This window comes from Cellulosimicrobium sp. CUA-896, from assembly GCF_001942335.1.
Taxonomy (GTDB): Bacteria; Actinomycetota; Actinomycetes; order Actinomycetales; family Cellulomonadaceae; genus Cellulosimicrobium.
In genome coordinates, this window is record NZ_MKKH01000065.1 from 1 (window position 1) to 5,528 (window position 5,528).

Here is a 5,528-nt window from a genome sequence, read left to right on the forward strand (position 1 = left end):
GCCGCCGCGTGCTCCTCGACCGCGCGGCTCGCGGTGCGTCCGGCCGCGCGCGGCCTGCTCGCGCTCGACGACGTCGGCGACGCCGTCCGCCTCGATCACGGCGCGCAGCGTGTCGAGGCCGTCCGCCCTCTGCCGCGAGGCGTGGAACAGCGCTCCGAGCGTGGCCCGCGCCGCGCCCTGCGCCGCCTCGGCGGCGGCCGCCGCCTCGCGCGCCTCGCGCAGCTCGGTTCGGCGTCGGCGAGCGCGGCCTGGGCCGTGGCGTAGTCCTCGGCCGCCCCCTGCACCGCGCTCTGCGCACGGCCGCGCTCGGCACGCAGTGCGGCGAGCTCGGCCTCGACGTCCGCCGCGTCGCGGTCGGTGCGCGCGGACCCGTCGCCGCTCGTGGCACCGTCCCCGGCACCGGGTCCGGGCGTCGGAGCGGCGGGGGCGCCGGGGGCGACGCCGACCCCCAACCCCAGGACGAGCGCCGTCGCGGCGGCCGCCCCGGCCAGTCGACCCGCTCCCGGCACCGCGCCGCCACCCGGTCGCCGCGCGCGCTCGTCACCGCGCCGGTGGTCCGCGTCGCGTCCTGCGCCCGCCGGATCCCGCATCCGTCCCACCTCGTCCCGGTCCTTCTCGGTCCTTCTCGGTCCTTCTCATCCGGCTGCCCTCGCAGTCTGCCCGCAGCGCCCGCCCGGCGATCGGGACGGCGGACGCTTCTCAACATGTGGTCTCGCGATGCGAGACACCCTTTCCGTGCGCCGCCGTCCCTGCCTACTGTCGGCACATGACCCGTCGAATGTGTTGCTGACCTCAGCGCACGTTCGCCTGCCCTCGTGGCCGGTGCGGCCGACGTCGGCAGCACCGTGACCCCGGGCACCACGTCCCGCGTGCGCCTCCCCGCCGCGGCCGGGTCCCACCACCTGCTCCCGCGGCCGTCGTCCCGGCGCACGTGCGCCTCCCACCGTCCCGCAGGAGCGAACCGATGAGCACTCCCCAGTCCCCCGCCTGGTCCTTCGAGACCCGCCAGATCCACGCCGGCCAGCAGGCCGACCCGGGCACCGGTGCCCGCGCGCTGCCGATCTACCAGACGACGTCCTTCGTCTTCCCCGACGCCTCCGTCGCGGCCGACCGCTTCGCGCTCAAGGACCTCGGCCCCATCTACACGCGCATCGGCAACCCGACGCAGGAGGTCGTGGAGAACCGCATCGCGTCCCTCGAGGGCGGGGTCGGCGCGCTGCTGCTCGCGTCCGGCCAGGCCGCCGAGACGTTCGCCATCCTCAACATCGCCGAGGCGGGCGACCACGTCGTCGCGTCCCCGAGCCTGTACGGCGGCACCTACAACCTGCTGAACCACACCCTGCGCCGGCTCGGCATCGACACCACGTTCGTCACCGACCCCCACGACCCGCAGGCGTGGCGCGACGCGGTCCGCCCGAACACCAAGCTGTTCTTCGCCGAGACCGTCCCGAACCCGCGCGCCGACGTGCTCGACATCGAGGCCGTCGCCGGCGTGGCCCACGAGAGCGGCGTGCCCCTCATCGTCGACAACACGGTCGCGACGCCCTACCTCGTACGCCCGCTCGAGCACGGCGCCGACGTCGTGGTGCACTCCGCGACGAAGTACCTGGGCGGTCACGGCGCGGCGATCGGCGGTGTGATCGTCGACGGCGGGTCCTTCGACTTCGCGGCGGACCCCGAGCGCTTCCCCGGCTTCAACACGCCGGACCCGTCGTACAACGGCATCGTGTACGCCCGCGACCTCGGCGTGGGGGGCATCCTCGGCGCGAACCTCGCCTACGTGCTCAAGGCGCGCGTCCAGCTCCTGCGCGACCTCGGCTCGGCGATCTCGCCGTTCAACGCCTTCCTCATCGCGCAGGGCATCGAGACGCTCTCGCTGCGCATGGAGCGCCACGTCGCGAACGCGCAGCGGGTCGCGGAGTGGCTCGAGGCGCGCGACGACGTCCGCACCGTCCACTACGCCGGCCTCCCGTCGAGCCCCTGGCACGCGAACGCGCAGAAGTACCTCCCGCGCGGCGCCGGCGCCGTGCTCGCGTTCGAGCTCGACGGCGGCGCCGAGGCCGGGCAGGCGTTCGTCTCCGCGCTGGAGCTCCACTCGAACGTCGCGAACATCGGCGACGTCCGCTCGCTCGTCATCCACCCGGCGTCGACGACGCACAGCCAGCTCACGCCGGAGCAGCAGGCGCAGTCCGGCGTCACGCCCGGGCTCGTGCGGCTCGCGGTCGGCATCGAGCACGTCGACGACATCCTCGCGGACCTCGAGCTCGGGTTCACGGCCGCCAAGTCGGCGCTGGGCGCCTGAGGCTGCGGCAGGACGCGCGATGACGGATCTGGACAGCCGGGGCGCCGCCGGCGCCCCGGCCGTACAGTGGCCGGCGGTGACACCCACGACCGACGAGCTGCCCCAGCCCCGCCCCGCCCGCACCGCGTCCCCGCGGGGGGCGGTCCCGTCGTCGCGCGCGGCCGTCAAGGCCGCCGCCCCCGCGACGGGCGCGTGGCGCGACGGGGACGACGTCGGGAACCGGCGGTTCGCGGACGTCGGCACGTTCGACCTCGAGGCCGGCGGTCGGCTCGCCGACGTGCGCGTGTCGTACGAGACGTGGGGGACGCTCGCCGCGGACGGGTCGAACGCCGTCCTCGTCCTGCACGCCCTCACCGGGGACTCGCACGTCACGGGCCCTTCCGGCCCCGGGCACACCACCGCCGGGTGGTGGCAGCAGCTGGTCGGGCCCGGCGCGCCGATCGACACCGACCGCTGGTTCGTGGTCGCGCCCAACGTCCTCGGGGGGTGCCAGGGCACCACGGGCCCGGCATCCCTCGCACCCGACGGAGCTCCCTGGGGAAGCCGCTTCCCACGTGTGACGGCGCGCGACCAGGTCGCGGTCGAGATCGAGCTGGCACGCTCGCTCGGCATCGGGTCGTGGGCGCTCGTCGTCGGGGCGTCCATGGGCGGGCACCGGGTGCTCGAATGGGCGGTCCTCGGGCCCGAGGCCGGCATCGAGGTGGAGTCGCTCGCAGCGATCGCGACGTCCGCCCAGACGACCGGGGACCAGATCGCGTGGGCGCACCCGCAGATCGGCGCCATCCACGCCGACCCGCGCTTCCGCGGCGGGGACTACTACGACGCGCCCGACGGCGAGGGACCCCACCTCGGCCTCGGGCTCGCCCGGCAGATCGCGCACGCGACGTACCGCTCCGCCCAGGAGCTCGACGCCCGGTTCGGCCGCCTGCCGCAGGGCGGCGAGGATCCCTTCACCGACGGGCGCTACGCGGTGCAGTCGTACCTCGACCACCACGGCGACAAGCTCGCGCGGCGGTTCGACGCGAACTCGTACGTGCTGCTCACCCAGTCGATGCTCACGCACGACCTGGGGCGCGACCGCGGCGGGGTCGAGGCCGCGCTCGCGTCGATCACGGCGCACGCGCTCGTCGTCGCCGTCGACTCGGACCGGCTCTTCCTCCCCTCCGACTGCGCCCGCATCGCGGCGGGGATCCCGGGCGCGGAGCCGCTGCGGACCCTGCGCAGCGACTTCGGCCACGACGGCTTCCTCATCGAGCACGAGCAGCTCGGCCCGATCATGGCCGATTTCCTCGGCGAGAGGACCCGCGCCCGCGGCTGACGGCGGACGCTCCGCACGAGCCGTGCGCGCGAAGAACGGGGCGGGACGGCATGATGGCCGTCATGCACGTCGACGCCGCGGACGCCGCCCGACACCTGAGGGACCAGTGGACGTCGCTCGACCGGTGGCTGCGGGACCTCGGCGGGACGCTCGACCAGGCTGCCGACCGGGCCAGCGTGCTCGACGGCTGGTCGCTGGGCGAGCTCGTCTCGCACCTCGGCCAGGTCTGGGAGACGCTCGCACGGTGCGAACCGGCGCCGCCCGGGACCGTGCCCCTGAACCTCGCGGAGTACCTCGGCACGTATCCCGACCGGGCCGAGGAGATCACCGCGGCCACGCGCGCGATGGACGCCCGGCTCGCTCCGCACCGGCTCGCCGGTGTCGAAGAGCTGGCGGCGCAGGGTCTCGCACGGTTGGACGGCCTCGCCGGCGAGACCGCGGTCCTCGCCCGGCGCGGCCCGATCACCCCGCACGACATGGTGGTCTCCCGGCTCGTCGAGCTCGTCGTCCACGCGGACGACCTGGCGCGCTCGTTCCCCGGGGTCGTCGCGGTCCCGGTCGTCCCGCGCGCTCTCGACGTCGTGGCGGACGAGCTGCTGCGTGTGGTCGTCGCCCGCGGCGGATGGAGCCTCGAGGTGCAGGACCCGGTCCTGTGGGTGCGTCTCGCCGCAGGCCGCGTCCCGTACGACGTCGACGTGCTGGCCCGCGCTCTCGTCCCCGTCCACACGTCCGAGGCGGTGCCCGACCTCGGGCGCATGCTGCCTCTCCTCTGACGGCTCGTGCGGCAGGAGACCTGGCTCCCCGACGTCCTCGGTGAAGGCTACGAGCGGCGCACGCTCACGCTGCCCGACGACGAGGAGGGCGCCGTCGTCGCGACGCTCGTGCGGCACGTCGCCGAGGCCGTGCGCCCGGCGCGTGCCGTGCTGTACCTCCACGGGTGGAGCGACTACTTCTTCCAGACGGAGCTCGCGGAGCACTGGCACGCCCAGGGCGCCGCCTTCTACGCGCTCGACCTGCGCAAGTACGGCCGCAGCCTGCGTCCGCACCAGACCCCGGGGTACGTCGACGACCTCACGGTCTACGACGCGGACATCGAGGCGGCGCTCGCCGCCGTCCACGAGGACCTCGGCGCCAACGCCGCCGTCATGGTCATGGCGCACTCCACCGGCGGACTGGTCGCCGCGCTCTGGGCGCACCGCAACCCGGGCGTGGTGCGCGGGCTCGTGCTCAACAGCCCGTGGCTGGAGCTGCAGGGGAGCTCCGTCGCGCGCACCGTGTCCGGACCGGCCATCCGCCAGCTCGCACGGTTCCAGCCGCGCGCTCCCCTGCCCAACGTCGACCCGGGCTACTACGCCCGCACGCTGCGCGACCGCCCCGACGGGACGTGGACGATCGACCCCGCGTGGCGTCCCGTGCCGTCGTTCCCGGTCCGGGCCGGCTGGCTGCGCGCGATCATCGCCGGGCACGCGCAGGTGGCCGCCGGGCTCTCGATCAGCTGCCCCGTCCTCGTGCTGCTCGCGGAGCGGTCGCTGTTCGCCACCCGGTGGACCGAGGACATGCGGGCGGCGGACACGGTGCTCGACGTCGAGCCGCTCGCCCGCCGCGCCTCCTACCTCGGGAAGGTGGTGACGCTCGTGCGCATCCCCGGTGGCATCCACGACCTGACGCTCTCCGCTCCCGTGCCGCGGGCGCGGTACTTCGCCGAGATGGTGCGCTGGGTCGCCGGCTACGGCTGGTCCTGAGGGGGTGACCCGTCCGGAAAGGCTCCGGACATGCCGAAGGCCACCCGTGGGGGGTGGGCCTCGGTGAAGGGTTGTCCGGCGGCGTCCTACTCTCCCACCCCGTCTCCAGGGCAGTACCATCGGCGCTGAAGGCTTAGCTTCCGGGTTCGGTATGGGACCGGGCGTT

5 protein-coding genes and 1 rRNA gene are annotated in these 5,528 nt (G+C 74.9%); 5 read left to right on the plus strand and 1 reads right to left on the minus strand.

What is annotated here, in order from left to right; translation table 11 throughout:
• The 5 genes from BJF88_RS19755 to BJF88_RS15605 all read left to right on the plus strand — a co-directional run.
• On the plus strand, window positions 1-264 hold a 264-nt coding region (locus tag BJF88_RS19755), incomplete at its 5' end, for a hypothetical protein (protein WP_158068960.1).
• Between the two features lie 700 nt (window positions 265-964).
• Window positions 965-2,302, plus strand: coding sequence for a bifunctional o-acetylhomoserine/o-acetylserine sulfhydrylase (locus BJF88_RS15590; RefSeq protein ID WP_075829475.1), 1,338 nt, complete (start codon window positions 965-967; stop codon window positions 2,300-2,302).
• A 76-nt stretch (window positions 2,303-2,378) separates the two neighbouring features.
• Window positions 2,379-3,620, plus strand: a complete 1,242-nt coding sequence (locus BJF88_RS15595) for a homoserine O-acetyltransferase (protein WP_255372095.1) — start codon at window positions 2,379-2,381, stop codon at window positions 3,618-3,620.
• Window positions 3,621-3,682: 62 nt separating this feature from the next.
• Window positions 3,683-4,393, plus strand: a complete 711-nt coding sequence (locus BJF88_RS15600) for a maleylpyruvate isomerase N-terminal domain-containing protein (protein WP_075829478.1) — start codon at window positions 3,683-3,685, stop codon at window positions 4,391-4,393.
• A gap of 6 nt (window positions 4,394-4,399) precedes the next feature.
• The gene (locus BJF88_RS15605; protein WP_075829476.1) at window positions 4,400-5,362 is read left to right on the plus strand and encodes an alpha/beta hydrolase; all 963 of its coding nucleotides are present in this window, start codon (window positions 4,400-4,402) and stop codon (window positions 5,360-5,362) included.
• Between the two features lie 73 nt (window positions 5,363-5,435).
• On the opposite strand, the gene rrf is transcribed toward BJF88_RS15605, so the two are convergent.
• Window positions 5,436-5,528, minus strand: a 5S ribosomal RNA gene (gene rrf, locus BJF88_RS15610); the annotation flags it as partial.